The sequence below is a fragment of the Rickettsia endosymbiont of Villa modesta genome (genome assembly GCF_964026485.1).
Classification (GTDB): Bacteria; Pseudomonadota; Alphaproteobacteria; order Rickettsiales; family Rickettsiaceae; genus Rickettsia; species Rickettsia asembonensis.
Genome location: NZ_OZ032157.1, coordinates 938,662 through 956,276, shown reverse-complemented (window position 1 = coordinate 956,276; position 17,615 = coordinate 938,662). Strand labels below are relative to the sequence as shown.

Here is a 17,615-nt window from a genome sequence, read left to right as displayed (position 1 = left end):
GTATGGCTCGAAAGAACATTATGTCATCCCGTGGCTTGACCACGGGATCCAGTAAAAATACTAAAATCATTAATGTTATAGGTTATTTTTTGGATCCCGTGGTCAAGCCACGGGATGACACCGGAAGCCTTTTTCGATTCGTACTCCTATTATTATCCTTTCTCTTCTTTTCAAATTCGGCTATTGCCGATCCTGAAATAGCTGAATCCTTTAAATGTTCAAAACTTTTTCCTTACTTTGAAAAAAAATTTAACATCCCATCTAATACATTACATTCAATAGCTTTAAAAGAATCGGGGAAAAAACATACAACCCGTAAAATTAGAGTAGTATGGCCCTGGACGGTAAATGTTGAAGGAAAAGGCTATTATTTTAACAGTAAAAGAGAAGCCGTAAGTTTTGTTAGAATAGAGCTTATAAAAGGGCAAGAGAGTATTGATGTCGGATGCATGCAGATTAACTTGAGACATCATTTAGGGGCTTTCAATTCCCTTGACCAAGCATTCGATCCAAATAATAACGTTCGTTACGGGGCAGAGTTTTTACGCTCAAAATATGATCAGTTGGGGAGCTGGCACAAAGCTATAGCACATTACCACTCAGCCACTCATTCTTTAGGGTTTAAATATAAGCAAGATGTAGTTAAAATAGCAAGTAATATGGCTCTTTATAAAGCATCCTTACATAGTTATCTAAATAATAATGAAGGGGCTTTAGAAGATACAATTCCGGTAAATAATAACAAAGTTCAAAAAAAATCACTTTTTAGTGGCAATAAAAGATACAGAAGTAGTATTATGATACCGGTTCCTGCTAAAATTAATTAATTTTATGAAGTTAATAGCATGTTTTTTAATATTAGTAAGTGCGGTAAAAGCAAATGCCGATTTTAACAATATTCAAGATAATTCTGAATATCAGGAAGAACAGTTAATAATAAAATTACCTTGGAGTGATTGTACCGAAATTCATAAATTATTAGAGGAAAAATTATCTTTTTCAGAACAACAAATAAAAAAAGAAAATAAAATTCATGAGAAATATAAGCAATTTTATTTAAAACATAATAATCCTACTAATTTTTCTATGCAATTTCTTGAGAAAAAATCTGAGACTAATGGAGTAGAAACTTTAATATCAGGTTTTTTAAAATTTTGTGAAGATAATTTCCAAACTAGTAAAAGTAAATCTAATTCCCTAAATTATTATATTAAAAAACAACAAGATCAATGGTTTAATGATATAAGAAACGAGAATTACAAAATATATTATAGAAAAAAATACGAGGATAATATCTTTAGAAATAATTAATTTATTTCAGCACTTGATTCATATATTATTTAATTTATATTAACTATAATAATATACAGGGTTATTTATGTTAAAGAAATTTATATTAGTATTGTTGTGTATAAGTAGTTATAAATCTCTAGGCGAATCTAATAAGACAGAGAACAATATTTCAGGGATAGAAAGAAAAAAAGTTTCTAGTAATGATAAACAACTAAAGCCTATCTACTTAGAGAATTTGGATCTAACTTCGGATTTAAATCTTTCAGAAAAAAGCCTGTTGAGTTTAGAACCTTTATCGCCTAATAATAAAAATACGAAACCTATAGTTGTAGGTATTCAGGAGAATTTTGAAGGGCTAGATAGAGTTAAAGGGGATGATATTCGCACTGCAAGACAGAGAGAACTTGTTCAAAATAGTTGGCTATATAGTTGGCAAGGAGGAGATTTTATTTCTTGATTCCAAACTAACACTTATAGGTCAAAAGTTAGAAGATAAACAAAGAGGATTATATATTCAACCGATTAAAGCTAAAAAATCATCGAAATAATGCTGTAGAGGGGATAAGTAACAGCTTATTTATCAAGCATGCAGTTAATGATATAATAAGTCGATTAGGGATGATTGATAAGGATTTTTCGGATATTCTAGAAATATCGGCTAAATGCGGTTACCTTACAAAGCTATTAAAAACTACCTACCGAAATGCCGATATTACTGCAACGGATATGTCACCTTTATTGCTTGATACTTTTAAGCATACTCATAAATTATTAATCGATGATGAAGATTTAGAATTTTCTCCGAACTCTTTTGATTTAATTATTTATTCATTAGGGTTACACTGGATAAATGAGGTGCAGAGTTTTCTATCTAATATAAGAACATTTTTAAAGCCTGACGGTATTTTTATCGGTAATTTTGTCGGCGGAAATAGTTTAAAGAATTTACGTAAATCTTTAATAGATGCCGAAACAGCAAGTGGTTTTAAACACTCTCCTCATATTTCTCCCTTTATTCATTTTGACCATGTCCCAATGCTATTATCACAAGCAGGATTTGCCGAAGTAATTGTTGATTATGAAAATATAGAGCTAAAATTTGATAATCCTTTAGATTTAATGAGGGAAGTAAAAAATATCGGTGAGTCAAATTCACTAAATGCTAGTCACAATTACGCTATTTCTAAAAAGATGTTCCCTTTACTACAAAATTATACAAACGGCTTTGAAGATAATATTAATTTAATTAGTTTTATTGCTTCACCAAATAAGAATAGTATAAGATTAAAGTTGTTATAAAGGCGATATTGGTGTATGGTTTATGTCATTCCTGCGAAAGCAGGAATCTAGAAAAAATCATTTAGTATGAGTACAAAAAAAGTAGATATTTAATAAAATAAACATATAAAAAATAAATTTTTTATATGTTTTACTGGATTCCCGCCTACGCGGGAATGACATATATGAGGGAATATGCAAGAATTTGATTTAGTGGTAATAGGTAGCGGTCCGGCCGGTTATACAGGCAGTATTAGAGCCGCTCAGCTTGGTATGAAAGTAGCGTGCATTGAGAAAAACGATACTCTCGGCGGTACTTGTTTAAATATAGGGTGTATACCGTCGAAAGCTTTACTTAATTCCTCTGAAAAATATGAAGAAGCTTTAAAGCATTTTGAGAGTATAGGTATTACTGCAGATGTAAAATTAGACTTACAAAAAATGCTAGCTGATAAAGATAAAGTAGTTTCTGACCTTACAAAAGGGATAGAAAGCTTATTTGCTAAGAATAAGATTACTAGGATAAAGGGCGAAGCTAAAATTATCTCTAGCAACATCATTGCGGTAAATAAAGAGCAAATTAAAGCTAAAAATATCCTAATTACTACAGGTTCCAGCGTCATAGCAATACCGAATATCAAAATAGATGAAGAGTTTATTGTTTCATCTACCGGAGCTTTGAAACTTTCTAAAGTGCCTGAGAACTTAATAGTAGTCGGCGGAGGTTATATAGGCTTGGAACTCGGTTCAGTTTGGCGTCGTTTGGGAGCTAAAGTAACGGTTATTGAGTATGCACCGAGCATTGTGCCTATGCTTGATAAGGAAATTGCTACGCAGTTTATGAAGCTACAGCAAAAACAAGGTATAGAGTTCAAACTGAATACCAAAGTGTTATCGGCTGAAGTGAAGTCAGGAAAAGTAAATCTGACAATAGAGGAGGGCGGTAAGAGTTCAGTAGTAACTAGCGATGTGGTATTAATGGCAGTAGGTAGAAAAGCCTATACGCAAAATCTAGGGCTTGAGTCTGTCGGCATTATTACAGATAAGCAAGGTAGAATTGAGATTAATGAGCAGTTCCAAACAGCAATTTCAAATATTTACGCAGTCGGTGATGTGGTAAAAGGAGCTATGCTTGCTCATAAAGCCGAGGAAGAGGCTGTAGCTGCCGTGGAAATTATGGCAGGGCAGGCAGGACATGTTAACTATAATCTAATTCCAAGCGTAATATATACTTATCCTGAAGTAGCAAGCATCGGTGAAACGGAAGAACAGTTAAAAGAAAAAGGCATTAATTATAAAGTAGGTAAGTTTCCGTTTTTAGCAAATAGTAGAGCAAGAGCAATCGGTAGTACGGAAGGGATGGTTAAGATTCTTGCCGATAGTAAAACCGATAGGGTTTTAGGAGCACATATTATAGGAGCCGATGCAGGAACGCTTATTGCCGAGCTTACCGCTTATATGGAATTCGGAGCAGCGGCGGAAGATATAGCACGAACCTGCCACGCCCACCCGACTTTAAGCGAGGCTATAAAAGAAGCAGCACTTAGTGTGGATAAAAGGACGATTAATATGTGATTATACTCTTTCAAAAATTGGCGTCGTCGTCTAGCAATTTCTGCGGTACTCACGTATTAAGTATACGCTCCGTTCCTCGCCTTGCAGACTCCTTGCTCTTTTTGAAATTGACCTTCGTATAACTATAAAACTACTTAATAATGAACAAACAAGAGCTGCGGCTTTATTTCAAAGATCTTTTAATAAAAAACCAAGATAAGATTAATTCTGACTTAATCAAAAACTCCCTAATCAATAAAATTAGCCGGTTATTACAGGAGTTAAAAGTACAAACAGTTGGTCTCTATTACCCTCTAAAATACGAGATTAACTTACTTGAAATAACAAACTTACATCCTGAAATAAGATTCTTTCTACCGAAAGTTATAAAAAATGAGATAAAATATTGTCCTTATCATTATAACGATCAGTTGGCTTTAGGGGCTTTTAAAACCTATGAACCTATAAATAATGATTTTTTTATTCCTGAGTTAGTTATTATCCCAGGACTTGCGTTTAGTAATGAGAGTTACAGACTTGGATACGGCAAAGGACATTTTGATCGATATCTTAATAATAACCGAAATATATTGGCTGTCGGAGTTTGTTTAAAAGAGCAGTTAATAGATAATTTTCCGGTTGAATTTCATGATCGTAAGCTTAAATTTGTGATTTCGGTATAATAACCTTAATTTTTTTTAATTGTATAAAATATTATATTTGTATATTATTATTACAAAAATCAACTTAGGCTAAAATGGTTGATATAATAAAAAAAATTGTCGTATTGCTCGGTGTACCTTTTGCTTTTTTTGTACAAGCAGTTGGAGGTTGGCTAGAAACAGGACAAGTATCCGGCGATACTCAGACTGGAGATATTTGCTTTCAATTAGCATTGATAGGAGTAGGGACGCTTATCATCGATCAGGCATTTAGTAACTTACCTGATGATGTATACAATGAATATGTCAAAATAGTACAAGATAGTGAGATACAAGTTACATTAGTTGGCTAATTTTTTTCTATTCATATATAGGCTACAAATTATTTGATTTGTAGCTTTTTTCTTATAAGTTATTACACAAATTTATTATTTCATCTTTATATTTTTGTTTGTGTAAATATTTGCTTTTTAAATTTAGATTTTTAAAATCCTTGTGATTCAATGGCGGGTATTTACTAAGCTTTATTAAATCTTCATCTAAAATAAAATGCTTACGAGGAATATTTATAGTTTGTGCATTCTCTTCACGATAAGCTGCAAGTGCTTGAATTTTACGGTTAAAACTCTCATCATCACTTCTATATTTTATTTTTTTCCACGCATTTTTCGGCTCAACCTTATAATTTCTAACATCTAATAAAGAACTAAGAGTAGTTTGGTATTTATTAGTTAAATTATTTCTAATAATTATATTATTTAGCTCTTTATATATCTTATACAAATACTCCACATCTAACATTGCATAATTTAACATATCACTAGTAATAGGGCGTTTTAGCCAGTTAGATTTTTGGTGGGTTTTATCAATAGTAATACCAATTAGCTTATAACAAAGGTCATCATAGCTTAACTGTTTACCGAATCCACAAATATTTGCTGCAATTTGTATATCAAAAACATTAGAAGGTAGGGTTTTAAATAAATTATAGAAAATCTCTAAATCTTCACGAGGAGCATGAAATATTTTAGTAATATTATTATCTGCAAGTAACTTATTAAAAATATTCAGATCTAAATTGCTTAATGCATCAATTATTCCGCAATATTCTTCTGCTTTAACTTGAATTATACTAAGCTGAGCATAATAGGTATAGCGACGCTCAAATTCCGTATCTATGCTTAAGCATGTCTTATTTGCTAACTTGTTACAAAATTCTTCTAATGTTTTTTGATTATCAATAATTTGCATAGAAGCTATTTATAAAGCTCCGATAATTTTTAAGAAAAGATTAGTATGAGATAACGACAAGACAACTTCAAGACCGATTAAAATAATAATAATCCACTCAAGTTTGGTAGAATGTTTATAATTAAGGTCATTTGAAAGAATGTCTAAAAGCTCGTGAATCATATTAAGACGATGATTCATTATATTTTGCCGTATTTCTATGTCTTGAAACTCTGCCGTCATAAGATATAAAGGCTCATAGCTTGGACGACGCCAAAAGAATTCCGGAGTATCGAATATATCGCTATGCAAACTGATTGAATAACGCTCGTTAAATAATATACCTATTTGCTGTAATATCTCCTTTTTTGAAAGCGATACGCTGCCAGTTCTAGCTAGTTCCTGCTGAATAGGAGTGGTCTGAACAATCAAGTTACTAACGGATTGCTCAAGAACGCTAAGTTTAACCGATTGTGCAAGAGCATGGGCAATAGAAAGTTTAACAAAAACTGATTTATCTGCTAAGATTATTTTATTTTTTTCTTCATCAATAAATGTTTTCTCAACTTCTGTATTATATTCAAAATAAATATAATCAGGTACCGGCTCTTTAAGCTTATTAACTGTTACTAAATCAGTATCGTTTAAAACTATTTTTTCTTGAATTTCATCGCCGCCCCAAATAGTTACGCAGCCAAACGGAAAGAAAAATATCTCTATAAAATCAGAATCTTTATTTATCTCTTTCCGAATATATAAAACATCGTCAAAATGCTGAGGCTCAAGACCAATCTTTTTTAAATTAGTAACTAGATCACTCATCTTATATTCGGAAGAAGTACAGTAAGATGAACATCTCATGATTATTAAGTTTAATTTATATAAATTTAGAGTATAGTGGTTAGGCACCTATAAAGTCAATAATATTATAATTATGTATGAAATATTAAGTAATAGAGAGATTATCAAAATAATAGGTTTAGATTCGGTAAAGTTCCTACAAAATCTCATTACTAACGATATTTGTAAGAGCAGCTACTGTTATACCTATTTGCTTAATAATCAAGGAAGATATTTATTTGATTTTTTCGTGTATGTTCATAACCTTGAGGAATTTTACCTTGATATTAATAAAAGTAATAAAGCTGCTTTGATAGAGCATTTAAACTTTTATAAATTTCGCTCAAACATACAAATAATAGATTGTAGTGACGAATATAAAGTTATCTACTCACTGCAAAAATTAGATATAGACACGCTAGTTACGTCTCGTGATCCGAGATATTCTATGCTTGGTTTTCGCTCAATAAATAAGCTCGATGTCATACCGCGACTTGATCGCGGTATCCAGAAAATAATTAAAAAAGACTGGACCCCGTGGTCAAGCCACGGGGTGACAGAGAAGGAATCGCCCTCCTCAACAATACCTCTCTGCGGAAGCGGGAATCCAGCTTCCTTATATCTAGAAGATAAATATAATTTCGCAATAATAGACGGTATGGAAGATTTAATCACAGATAAATCCATTCCAAATATGTACGGTGCTGAGGAGTTAAATGCAATTAGTTTTGATAAAGGCTGTTATGTCGGTCAGGAAGTGATTTCAAGAGCTAAATATCAAGGGGTTATAAGAAGAAAAATATATAAAATTACGGCAGATGAAGATTTATCTTCATTAGTTAAAGATGAAGAAATACTCGCAGATGACGATAAAATCGGCGTAATATGCTCCAGTTACCGTAATAAAGCAATCGCCCTAATCAGAGAAGAAAAATACCTTACTTGTAAAGAAGCTGATATTACCGTTAAAGGAATTAAAATAAACTTATCTCTCGCACCTTGGTATTAAATAATAGTTAATTTTTTAATAATTACTTGACGCTCATTAAGTTTTCATGTATTATATCTATTATAACTAGACGCAAACCATATTTCATGGTATTTTTTATAAAAAATTAATATAAATTGGATACTTTTATGTACACACCTTTTCAACTGTTAACTTCAGGAAATATACAAAACATACAATACATACCGCAGTTTTTAAATGGAACTAATGTTAATGAGCTTAACAACAGCCTTAATATTTTTGAAGCTCTTTGTAATTTAATACCTCAACAACAAGATAAGAGTGTTAAAAATATTTTAGAAAATACTGCAATACAAACATTAGGAAAAATGATCTCCATCCCTGAAACTAATTGGGGTAAGAAAGATGGAAACGGTAATACTATACTTGAATGGGGAATTTGGAGCGGTTCTTCTGAAATTATGAATGTGTTTCATAAAAATCCATATACAACAACGAAGTTTATAGCAATTGAAAAAGCACAAATGCAAAATTTTATACGTGTTTTAAATGAAACACATCTTGATTCTACGTTCCGAAATGAGCAAATCAACAAATTTAAACAAATAGGTCTTGATATTAATGTTCCTGATACACGTATACTTCTTCAACATGAAGAGTTGTTAAAATGATTAGGCACAATGGTTTGAAAATTGTCATTTACCAATGAAGAAATTTTATTTTTATATTTTTCAATATTTTCAAAAAATATTCGTATAGAATCAGTAAATGTCTCAAAATTCGCATAAAATTTATTGTTACTTACAACAGAATGCATAAATTTCCACAGTCGTTCAATTGGATTCAAATTAGGACTATATGCTGGCAAAAATAGTAACTCTATTTTACTGTATTGTAGATATTCTTTTACCTTTTTTGACCTATGATATCCAGCATTATCGCATATCAAATAAATCTTACTTTTATCTTGATTATTTGCTTCTAATTTCTTTAAAAATTCAATAATATAATCACCATTAACCTTAGGATTGTCAGTTGTTACTACCTCTAAATCCTTAAGATTAATAGCACCAATAATATGTTTACGCTTCCAACCACTGAAACTTGGTAATGTTTTAACTACATTCTTTCTAATCCAACCAAATTTTGCTCGAGTTTGGTATTGAGGATGAACACTATCCATAAAATAAATAGACTCATCTTTAGCTAAATTATTTTTTAGCAAACTATATTGCAGCTTAAATTCCTCTTGCTTAGCTAAATCTATTTTTCCAGGAATTAACTTAAGTTTCTGATAACTAAAACCAAGTCTGTGTAACAGCTTGATTACCCCAGCTAATGTATAGATTACTCCATATTGACGTTCTATGAACAAACCTATATCTCTAGCATACACATAATTATTATTTTCTAGATGAACTATTAACTCTGCTTCCTCCTGTCTAGTAAGTTTACTATCACTACCGCCATTTCCAGGCTTAAGCTTCTGAGCATTATGATAATCTATTAAATGTTTTCTTATCCCTCCCCATCACTCAGTAATAACACTTTCGATATCTCATCAATACTATAGCTATCATCATACATGAGAACAGCTTTGATTCTATCACAAATCCTCTTATCCCTTTCGCTTCTATGGTAAAGCTTTAATTCTTCTTTTTTTACTGATGTTAATTTTCTATAAATCCATTCTTACTTAATAACACTTGCTGACTTCTTTGACAATTTTTCATTTACTAGAGGTATACGTTCTTATATACTTCTTTAACTTGAAAAGTTGGAAAATGAATATTTAGATGAGCGAATAATCAATGTTCTTATGGATAATTAATATCTAATACTACCAATTCTTCAGGTAAAAGAAGTATATATACTATACTTGAGTGGGGAATTTGGAGTAATAGCTCTAAGGTAATGGATGTATTTCATAATAATTCTCAAATAATGGATAAATTTGTTGCTACTGAGAAAGCACAAATTCATAATTTTTTCCGTGTTGCTATGGAGTCGCATATTTCTGAAAAGACCAAATCGAAAAATTAAAGCCGTTAGGTTTAGATATTAACGATCTTGGTCAAGATAATCATACCGCTTTATATTCTGCAATAAATATCAGCTTATTACTAATAATCCGAGTAATCAAAATATAAGTTTATTTCAAACTCAAATGGATAAATATTATAAAATAGTTGAAAATTTGCTAAAATTTGGAGCTAACCCTTCGCTTGAAACAAATAATATATTAAATTTATTAGCTAACGGTACTTTACAAATACAAAATACAATAATCAAGATAAAAGTAAGATTTATTTGATATGCGATAATGCTGGATATCATAGGTCAAAAAAGGTAAAAGAATATCTACAATACAGTAAAATAGAGTTACTATTTTTGCCAGCATATAGTCCTAATTTGAATCCAATTGAACGACTGTGGGAATTTATGCATTCTGTTGTAAGTAACAATAAATTTTATGCGAATTTTGAGACATTTACTGATTCTATACGAATATTTTTTGAAAATATTGAAAAATATAAAAATAAAATTTCTTCATTGGTAAATGACAATTTTCAAACCATTGTGCCTAATCATTTTAACAACTCTTCAGGTAAAAGAAGTATATATCTTGAAAGGATTAAGTTTATTAAAACTTCCTACCCCTCTTGGTGGTACTAGTAATCATTTTAAAACGGATATATTAAATAAGCTTGGCGGATGGGATGCTTATAATGTAACGGAAGATGCCGAGCTTGGTATAAGAATTTACTCACAGAACTATAAAGTAGCTATCCTTGATTCCTATACTCTAGAAGAAGCTCCGAATAGTTTAGGTAATTGGCTAAATCAAAGGTCACGTTGGATTAAAGGTTTTCTGCAAACATTTTTTGTATTTAAAGCACAAAAAGATAAATACCGAAAATTTACTTTACCTCAGATAATAACAATTTATATTTTTATCGGCTTATCTACCTATAATTCTTGGAGTTTACCTTTTATAATATTTTCTATTATTATAAATAAAAATTCTATAATTAATTATTTAGGGCTTGTTAATAGTATTTTTTCGCTTTTATATCTTTATAGTACTGCTCTGTATATATTAAAGAATTCTTTAAAAAGCGGAAAAGTAAAATTTCAGGATATAGTAGCTTTGATCTTATGGGCTAGTTATTTTATATTACATACCGTAGCTTCATATAAAGCAGTATTTGAAATAATTTTCTGTCCTTTCAAATGGAGCAAAACTAAACACGGCACTAGTTTAGAGGATTTTGAAAAAGAATAGACCTCTTGTATAAACAAAGAAGAATTTGAAAGAGGTCAGTAAAAAAAATTTTATTCTTTCCCCTTGAACTAGCAAAAATAAAATATATATAGTATGTACATTTAAAGATTTAATAATTGGAGGTTAAAATGTCTTTTAAACCATTACATGATAGAATTGCAATAAAGCCTATCGAACACGAAGAAAAAACTAAAGGTGGAATTATTATTCCTGATACCGCAAAAGAAAAACCGATGCAAGGTGAAATAGTAGCCATAGGTAACGGTATTCGTAATAAAAAAGGCGAAATTCATCCTTTAGAGTTAAAAGTAGGCGATAAAGTTTTATACGGTAAATGGGCAGGCACCGAAATTGAAATTAAAGGCGAAAAACTGATCGTTATGAAAGAAAGCGACGTATTTGGTATTATTAATTAATTATTTGTTTTAAGGAGAAATTAAATATGGCAACAAAACTTATTAAACACGGCTCAAAAGCTCGTGAGCAAATGCTAGAAGGCATTGACATACTTGCAGATGCAGTAAAAGTTACTTTAGGTCCAAAAGGCAGAAATGTACTTATCGAGCAATCATTCGGTTCACCGAAAATTACCAAAGACGGTGTGACGGTTGCAAAATCGATCGAGTTAAAAGATAAAATTAGAAATGCAGGAGCTCAGCTATTAAAATCAGCTGCTACAAAAGCTGCAGAAGTAGCCGGTGACGGTACTACTACAGCTACGGTACTTGCTAGAGCATTAGCTCGTGAGGGTAATAAGTTAGTAGCTGCCGGTTATAATCCTATGGATTTAAAGCGTGGTATGGATTTAGCGGTAAACGCAGTAGTAGAAGAAATTAAAAAATCCAGTAAAAAAATCAATAGCCAAGAGGAAATCGCACAGGTTGGTACTATCTCTTCAAACGGTGATAAAGAAATCGGTGAGAAAATTGCTAAGGCAATGGAGGAAGTCGGTAAAGAAGGCGTGATAACCGTTGAAGAAGCAAAGAATTTTAGCTTCGATGTTGAAGTAGTTAAAGGTATGATGTTTGATAGGGGTTATCTATCACCGTATTTTGTAACGAATTCCGAGAAAATGGTTGCTGAGCTTGAAAATCCTTTCATCTTATTATTTGAGAAAAAATTATCAAATTTACAACCGATGTTACCTATACTTGAGGCTGTAGTACAATCACAACGCCCGTTATTAATTATTGCTGAGGATGTTGAGGGTGAAGCGCTTGCAACGCTCGTAGTCAATAGATTACGTGGTGGTTTAAAAGTTGCGGCAGTAAAAGCTCCAGGTTTTGGTGATAGGAGAAAAGCAATGATGGAAGATATTGCTATCCTAACTAAAGGTGAGCTTATTACTGAAGATTTAGGTATGAAGCTTGAAAATGTGAGTATTAAAAGTCTAGGGACGGCAAAAAGAGTAACGATTTCTAAAGAAAATACCGTAATTGTTGACGGTAACGGTGATAAGAAAAATATTGAAGATAGAGTATTACAAATTAAATCTCAAATAGCTGAAACTACTTCTGATTATGATAAAGAAAAACTACAAGAGCGTTTAGCTAAACTTTCCGGCGGTGTTGCCGTATTAAAGGTCGGCGGTGCTACGGAAGTTGAAGTAAAAGAGCGTAAAGATCGTGTTGAAGATGCACTTGCTGCTACAAGAGCGGCAGTTGAGGAAGGTGTTGTTGCAGGGGGCGGTGTAACATTACTTCACGCTTCACAAACTTTAAGAAATCTTAAAGTAGATAACAAAGATCAACAAGCAGGTGTTGAAATAGTAATAGAAGCTTTAAAGGATCCGCTAAAACAGATTGTTGAAAATGCCGGTGAAAACGGTGGCGTAGTAGTTGGTAAATTACTAGAGCATAAGGATAAAAATTATGGCTTTAACGCTCAAGACATGCAATATGTCGATATGATTAAAGCAGGAATTATCGATCCGGCTAAAGTAGTGCGTACTGCACTTCAAGATGCTGCTTCCGTTGCTTCGTTAATTATTACCACGGAAACTTTAATTGTTGACGAGCCTTCTGATAAAGAAGATTCAATGCCGCCAATGCGTGGTGGTATGGGAGGCATGGGAGGTATGGACTTCTAAGTCTATATCTCCATATATGCAATAGGTCTAATAAACTCGTCTTGTTGCATTGCTTGTTATCCATCATTGTGAGGAGACGTTGCTGCATGGATCGGTTTTACCGCCGTCACCCCGTGGCTTGACCACGGGGTCTAGTTAAAAATACTAATATTAGTATTTTTAGTTTTTTTACTGGATACTGTGGACAAGCCAAGGTATGACACCGAATGCGTTTTGTGGTCCACGCAGGCAATGCTTGTTATAATAACGATTTTAACAACGTACCGTACAACATACTATCAAGTCGCAGTGAGTATACTGAAAAACTGATTTATGTAACAAATGGGTTTTAAAGCGATTCTTTGCTTAATTTGAAAATAAATTCTTTAATAAAACTCTTCCTTAAAAAATAAAATATAGAATTTCTTGTAATTATTTCAATAAATGATTGCAAATATTTTTTAATTAATTATAATAGCTCAACCTTTGGTATTTATCCTATGAGACTGTTAACAAAATAATTTTAAAGCTCATTAAATTCTTTTTAATTGCAAATTATAAGGTTTTTTTGAAATAAGGATAGCTATCCTATCAAAAATCTTATTAATTATCAATTAAAGTTATTTGGTTAACAGTCCCATATAGGAGATCAAAAGGTTTAAAGCGGTTTTGCCTTAATTATTAAGAACAGATTTCTTGTTGAAGCTATAGGCAAGCTTAATCTATAATATATATACTTCTTTTACCTGAAGAATTGGTAGTATTAGATATTAATTATCCATAAGAACATTGATTATTCGCTCATCTAAATATTCATTTTCCAACTTTTCAAGTTAAATAAGTATATATTCGTTTAATTTAAAAAATTAGTAATAAAAGTTTCTAGCTTTTGGTCGGTTAACTATGCTAACTAAAATTAGTAAGGTTTTAGAAAAATTACTATTCTTATTTTAAAAAAATCTTATAATTATACAGTTAAGAAAGACTAAAATAAGATAATTTAAATTTTATATGTAAAACTTAAAAAAATTAGGTTCTAAAAGATAAAAATAATAGGGTAGGGTAGTGCGAAGCTCGCCACAAGCTTAATTTTGCCTATTAATATCCAACTAAAGCTGGGTTTTATTAATATTTACTAAAATAGCAAATTAATTAGAAATATTAATAGAATTTAATCAAGTTTATTGCTTTAATTGGTGTTTAGTTATTCGTAAGTATAACTAATTAAATAAATTAGTATAAATTAAGGAGGTAGTTTTGCTCCAAAGGGTTATTAAACATTTAAATCATAATTTATCTGAACATGATATTACTGCTCAAATAACAGGTAGGATCAAACATCCAATATCAATTTTATATAAATTATATCGTAAGGGTATAAAGTTAGAAGAATTAACAGATATTTTTGCGATAAGAATAGTGGTAATAGATGAAGAGAATTGTTATAAAGCTTTAAAAGTAGTTCATGATCTTTATGAGCATGAAAAGGATAAATTTAAAAATTATATTCTTAATCCTAAGCCAAACGGCTATCAATCTTTACATACTATTATTACAACTGAGGATAATTATAAAATAGAGATACAAATACGTGATCATAAGATGCATTATCATGCAGAGAGCGGTGAAGCTGCACACTGGAAATATAAAAATAGTTTTTAGCTTATATACCTCTAGTAAATGAAAAATTGTCAAAGAAGTCAGCAAGTGTTATTAAGTAAGAATGGATTTATAGAAAATTAACATCAGTAGAAAAAGAAGAATTAAAGCTTTACCATAGAAGCGAAAGGGATAAGAGGATTTGTGATAGAATCAAAGCTGTTCTCACGTATGATGATAGCTATAGTATTGATGAGATATCGAAAGTGTTATTACTGAGTGATGGGGAGGGATAAGAAAACATTTAATAGATTATCATAATGCTCAGAAGCTTAAGCCTGGAAATGGCGGTAGTGATAGTAAACTTACTAGACAGGAGGAAGCAGAGTTAATAGTTCATCTAGAAAATAATAATTATGTGTATGCTAGAGATATAGGTTTGTTCATAGAACGTCAATATGGAGTAATCTATACATTAGCTGGGGTAATCAAGCTGTTACACAGACTTGGTTTTAGTTATCAGAAACCTAAGTTAATTCCTGGAAAAATAGATTTAGCTAAGCAAGAGGAATTTAAGCTGCAATATAGTTTGCTAAAAAATAATTTAGCTAAAGATGAGTCTATTTATTTTATGGATAGTGTTCATCCTCAATACCAAACTCGAGCAAAATTTGGTTGGATTAGAAAGAATGTAGTTAAAACATTACCAAGTTTCAGTGGTTGGAAGCGTAAACATATTATTGGTGCTATTAATCTTAAGGATTTAGAGGTAGTAACAACTGACAATCCTAAGGTTAATGGTGATTATATACTTCTTTAACTTGAAAAGTTGGAAAATGAATATTTAGATGAGCGAATAATCAATGTTCTTATGGATAATTAATATCTAATACTACCAATTCTTCAGGTAAAAGAAGTATATTATTGAATTTTTAAAGGAATTAGAAGCAAATAATCAAGATAAAAGTAAGATTTATTTGATATGCGATAATGCTGGATATCATAGGTCAAAAAAGGTAAAAGAATATCTACAATACAGTAAAATAGAGTTACTATTTTTGCCAGCATATAGTCCTAATTTGAATCCAATTGAACGACTGTGGAAATTTATGCATTCTGTTGTAAGTAACAATAAATTTTATGCGAATTTTGAGACATTTACTGATTCTATACGAATATTTTTTGAAAATATTGAAAAATATAAAAATAAAATTTCTTCATTGGTAAATGACAATTTTCAAACCATTGTGCCTAATCATTTTAACAACTCTTCATGTTGAAGAAGTATATACATTTCTTGACCAACCATTTTCGATGGTTTGTTGTGCATACCAAATTCTTTGATTTATATTTTTTAGTTTTGAAAAAATAACAATATTATGCCCCAAGGAATTTCTCCAACAGGCTGTTGGAGAATTTGTTCATCGTTATATTCTTCAGCAAATTGCCTCATATAAGAAATATTTTGATATGATAATCCTTTCATTTCAGGAAATTCTTTACGCAAATCATCAGAAATATTTTGAATAACTTTTGCCCCCCATTTCTCTTTATTCTGACGTTCTAAAATTAGTTTTCCTATATTCCAATAAAGAACTATTAATTCTTTATTAACTGCTAAATGAGCTCTAATACGAGCCTTACTGATTTCTTGTTTTAAATTTTTAATTAAGTCAGTATATGATTCATTAATTGAAATATTGCTCATTGATTTTAACTACCTCTTACCACCCGCATTCATAGCAAGGCTTGCGGAAACAAATTCTTCAAGGTCACCGTCAAGCACTCCTTTAGTATCGGAAGTTTCATAATCGGTACGTAAATCTTTTACCATCTGATAAGGCTGTAAAACATATGATCTAATTTGATGCCCCCAGCTATTATCGGTTTTGGCAGCATTCTGCTCGTTAACGCTGTCTGTGCGTTTCTGCATTTCAAGCTCATAGAGTTTTGCTTGAAGCATTTTCATAGCTTGAGCTTTATTTTTATGCTGTGATCTATCACTTTGACATTGTGTTACTGTATTGGTTGGTATATGGGTGATACGTACCGCAGAATCGGTAGTATTAACGTGCTGTCCGCCTGCTCCAGATGCTCTAAAAGTATCGATTTTTAAATCTTTATCCTCGATAGTAATTGCTATATTATCGTCAATTTCGGGGTATATCCAGCTACTTGCAAAGCTAGTCATTCTTTTACCTGCTGCATTGAACGGAGAAATACGTACCAGCCTATGAACTCCTGCTTCGGTTTTAAACCAGCCATAAGCCCGCTTGCCTATTATCCTAATCGTGCATGATTTAATTCCTGCTTCTTCGCCGTTAATCATATTGATTACTTCGGTTTTAAAGCCGAGTCTTTCGGCAAAACGCAAATACATACGCATCATAATAGACGCCCAGTCATGGCTTTCAGTTCCTCCGGCTCCGGCATTAATCTCTAAAAAGCAATTATTACCGTCTGCTTCACCTGAAAATAAGCATTCCGTTTCAAATTTAGCAGCAATGATGCTTAAATTTTTAAAGTCCTGTTCAACTTGTGAAAGTGTTTCTAAATCGTTTTCGGCTTCAGCCATTTCTTCAAGTTCTAAAGCGTCTTTTAAATTAGATTTGAGTTTATTAAAGGCATTTAGTTTTTCTTCCAAATTGCTTTTTTCTCGCAGTAATGTTTGTGCTTTAGCTTGGTCGTTCCATAAGCTCGGATCGGCTGTTAACTCTTCTAACTCTTTCAGTCTTTCAGTTGATGCTTCAACGTCAAAGTGACCTCCAAAGTAGTTCTAAAGATTGCTCAATTTTTTTTACGTAATTTTCTATTTCAGCTCGCATTATTTTTTCC

At 31.5% G+C, this 17,615-nt stretch carries 22 protein-coding genes and 1 pseudogene; 18 read left to right on the top strand and 5 right to left on the bottom strand.

Features of this window, described 5'->3' with window-relative positions:
* The first annotated feature begins 20 nt into the window (after window positions 1–20).
* The 7 genes from AC5584_RS05510 (at window position 21) to AC5584_RS05480 (ending at window position 5,140) form a co-directional block, all read left to right on the top strand.
* Window positions 21–827, top strand: coding sequence for a palindromic element RPE4 domain-containing protein (locus AC5584_RS05510; RefSeq protein ID WP_499216119.1), 807 nt, complete (start codon window positions 21–23; stop codon window positions 825–827).
* 4 nt (window positions 828–831) lie between these two features.
* Window positions 832–1,311, top strand: a complete 480-nt coding sequence (locus tag AC5584_RS05505; RefSeq protein ID WP_410526630.1) for a DUF2532 domain-containing protein — start codon at window positions 832–834, stop codon at window positions 1,309–1,311.
* A gap of 67 nt (window positions 1,312–1,378) precedes the next feature.
* Window positions 1,379–1,750: a hypothetical protein gene (locus AC5584_RS05500; RefSeq protein ID WP_499216118.1), complete on the top strand. Its 372-nt coding sequence runs from the start codon at window positions 1,379–1,381 to the stop codon at window positions 1,748–1,750.
* A 122-nt stretch (window positions 1,751–1,872) separates the two neighbouring features.
* Window positions 1,873–2,592 carry a methyltransferase domain-containing protein gene (locus AC5584_RS05495; RefSeq protein ID WP_499217001.1) on the top strand — a complete coding sequence of 240 codons (720 nt, stop codon included), beginning with the start codon at window positions 1,873–1,875 and terminating at the stop codon, window positions 2,590–2,592.
* A gap of 174 nt (window positions 2,593–2,766) precedes the next feature.
* Window positions 2,767–4,146 (top strand): dihydrolipoyl dehydrogenase, encoded by a 1,380-nt coding sequence (gene lpdA, locus AC5584_RS05490; RefSeq protein WP_499216117.1) that lies wholly within the window; start codon window positions 2,767–2,769, stop codon window positions 4,144–4,146.
* A 140-nt stretch (window positions 4,147–4,286) separates the two neighbouring features.
* Entirely contained in the window at window positions 4,287–4,808 is a 522-nt protein-coding gene (locus tag AC5584_RS05485; protein ID WP_499216116.1) for a 5-formyltetrahydrofolate cyclo-ligase, read from the top strand.
* Between the two features lie 74 nt (window positions 4,809–4,882).
* Complete coding sequence (locus AC5584_RS05480) at window positions 4,883–5,140, top strand: hypothetical protein (protein WP_499216115.1); 258 nt, start codon at window positions 4,883–4,885, stop codon at window positions 5,138–5,140.
* Between the two features lie 52 nt (window positions 5,141–5,192).
* Here the strand turns inward: AC5584_RS05480 and AC5584_RS05475 are convergent, their stop codons facing one another.
* Entirely contained in the window at window positions 5,193–6,038 is an 846-nt protein-coding gene (locus AC5584_RS05475) for a ribonuclease D (RefSeq protein WP_499161826.1), read from the bottom strand.
* A 9-nt stretch (window positions 6,039–6,047) separates the two neighbouring features.
* Window positions 6,048–6,839 carry an RMD1 family protein gene (locus AC5584_RS05470; protein WP_499216114.1) on the bottom strand — a complete coding sequence of 264 codons (792 nt, stop codon included), beginning with the start codon at window positions 6,837–6,839 and terminating at the stop codon, window positions 6,048–6,050.
* A gap of 112 nt (window positions 6,840–6,951) precedes the next feature.
* Between AC5584_RS05470 and ygfZ the strand changes: the two genes are divergently transcribed.
* Window positions 6,952–7,866 carry a CAF17-like 4Fe-4S cluster assembly/insertion protein YgfZ gene (ygfZ, locus tag AC5584_RS05465; RefSeq protein ID WP_499216113.1) on the top strand — a complete coding sequence of 305 codons (915 nt, stop codon included), beginning with the start codon at window positions 6,952–6,954 and terminating at the stop codon, window positions 7,864–7,866.
* Window positions 7,867–7,994: 128 nt separating this feature from the next.
* Window positions 7,995–8,498, top strand: a complete 504-nt coding sequence (locus tag AC5584_RS05460) for a hypothetical protein (protein ID WP_499216112.1) — start codon at window positions 7,995–7,997, stop codon at window positions 8,496–8,498.
* Here AC5584_RS05460 and AC5584_RS05455 read toward each other — a convergent pair.
* Window positions 8,474–9,334: an IS630 family transposase gene (locus AC5584_RS05455; RefSeq protein WP_499217000.1), complete on the bottom strand. Its 861-nt coding sequence runs from the start codon at window positions 9,332–9,334 to the stop codon at window positions 8,474–8,476. The genes AC5584_RS05460 and AC5584_RS05455 overlap by 25 nt on opposite strands.
* Before the next feature lie 323 nt (window positions 9,335–9,657).
* Here AC5584_RS05455 and AC5584_RS05450 point away from each other — a divergent pair.
* The 9 genes and pseudogenes from AC5584_RS05450 (at window position 9,658) to AC5584_RS05410 (ending at window position 16,060) form a co-directional block, all read left to right on the top strand.
* Window positions 9,658–9,977, top strand: a pseudogene (locus AC5584_RS05450) (hypothetical protein).
* 17 nt (window positions 9,978–9,994) lie between these two features.
* Window positions 9,995–10,141: a hypothetical protein gene (locus tag AC5584_RS05445; RefSeq protein ID WP_499216111.1), complete on the top strand. Its 147-nt coding sequence runs from the start codon at window positions 9,995–9,997 to the stop codon at window positions 10,139–10,141.
* Window positions 10,138–10,503: a transposase gene (locus AC5584_RS05440; protein WP_499216110.1), complete on the top strand. Its 366-nt coding sequence runs from the start codon at window positions 10,138–10,140 to the stop codon at window positions 10,501–10,503. Before AC5584_RS05445 ends, AC5584_RS05440 begins: the two co-directional genes overlap by 4 nt.
* Complete coding sequence (locus AC5584_RS05435) at window positions 10,454–11,113, top strand: glycosyltransferase family 2 protein (protein ID WP_499216109.1); 660 nt, start codon at window positions 10,454–10,456, stop codon at window positions 11,111–11,113. The genes AC5584_RS05440 and AC5584_RS05435 overlap by 50 nt, the downstream gene beginning before the upstream one ends.
* 128 nt (window positions 11,114–11,241) lie before the next feature.
* A complete protein-coding gene (locus tag AC5584_RS05430; RefSeq protein WP_499216108.1) occupies window positions 11,242–11,529 on the top strand; it encodes a co-chaperone GroES in 288 nt (95 codons plus the stop codon).
* 26 nt (window positions 11,530–11,555) lie between these two features.
* Window positions 11,556–13,202 (top strand): chaperonin GroEL, encoded by a 1,647-nt coding sequence (gene groL / locus AC5584_RS05425; RefSeq protein ID WP_499216107.1) that lies wholly within the window; start codon window positions 11,556–11,558, stop codon window positions 13,200–13,202.
* A gap of 1,236 nt (window positions 13,203–14,438) precedes the next feature.
* On the top strand, window positions 14,439–14,843 hold the full coding sequence (locus AC5584_RS05420; protein ID WP_499216106.1) for a RelA/SpoT-related domain-containing protein: 405 nt from the start codon (window positions 14,439–14,441) through the stop codon (window positions 14,841–14,843).
* 355 nt (window positions 14,844–15,198) lie between these two features.
* On the top strand, window positions 15,199–15,600 hold the full coding sequence (locus tag AC5584_RS05415) for a winged helix-turn-helix domain-containing protein (protein WP_499216105.1): 402 nt from the start codon (window positions 15,199–15,201) through the stop codon (window positions 15,598–15,600).
* Between the two features lie 100 nt (window positions 15,601–15,700).
* Window positions 15,701–16,060, top strand: a complete 360-nt coding sequence (locus tag AC5584_RS05410) for a transposase (RefSeq protein WP_499216999.1) — start codon at window positions 15,701–15,703, stop codon at window positions 16,058–16,060.
* Between the two features lie 74 nt (window positions 16,061–16,134).
* Here AC5584_RS05410 and AC5584_RS05405 read toward each other — a convergent pair whose 3' ends face one another.
* Window positions 16,135–16,488, bottom strand: coding sequence for a DUF1016 N-terminal domain-containing protein (locus tag AC5584_RS05405; RefSeq protein ID WP_499216104.1), 354 nt, complete (start codon window positions 16,486–16,488; stop codon window positions 16,135–16,137).
* A 9-nt stretch (window positions 16,489–16,497) separates the two neighbouring features.
* A protein-coding gene (gene prfB, locus AC5584_RS05400) for a peptide chain release factor 2 (RefSeq protein ID WP_499216103.1) occupies window positions 16,498–17,605 on the bottom strand; the annotation gives its coding sequence in 2 pieces (ribosomal slippage) (window positions 16,498–17,535 and window positions 17,537–17,605; 1,107 coding nt in all).
* Between the last annotated feature and the right edge of the window lie 10 nt (window positions 17,606–17,615).